This is a genomic window from Opacimonas viscosa (genome assembly GCF_024199005.1).
Lineage (GTDB): Bacteria > Pseudomonadota > Gammaproteobacteria > Enterobacterales > Alteromonadaceae > Opacimonas > Opacimonas viscosa.
The window spans coordinates 1-308 of record NZ_JANATA010000073.1 but is presented as its reverse complement, the minus strand read 5'-3'; the positions used below and the strand labels follow the sequence as shown (position 1 = coordinate 308).

Genomic DNA, 308 nt, shown 5'->3' with positions numbered 1-308 from the left:
ATGGCAGTATTATTTATGTTTAGCCTGCCGACATCGCATTTTTTAATCGCGAGTTTTGCCTGTATCGAGGTGGCGTTGGCCGGTTCAGTCGCGTTAAGCTCACAACCTATATACATCGCCCCAATTCGGCCTCGTTGAATATCCGTTTCATCATCCTGATTTCCTATGACTTCAATGTCGTTGTAAAAAGTGCCGCCAATGGAAACCACGCCTTGCACCGTGATCTCGTTAAGCCAGACGATGTCTTCACACCCTTGAACGCCGAAGTCCATATATACATTTTCGGCCTCGAGGCCTCGTAAAGACAC

Annotated in this window: 1 protein-coding gene; it reads right to left on the bottom strand. The window is 47.4% G+C overall.

Annotation, left to right across the window (positions count from 1 at the left end; genetic code table 11):
• A partial coding sequence (locus tag NLF92_RS12745) for a hypothetical protein (protein WP_254102576.1) occupies positions 1-272 on the bottom strand: 272 nt, incomplete at its 3' end.
• Between the last annotated feature and the right edge of the window lie 36 nt (positions 273-308).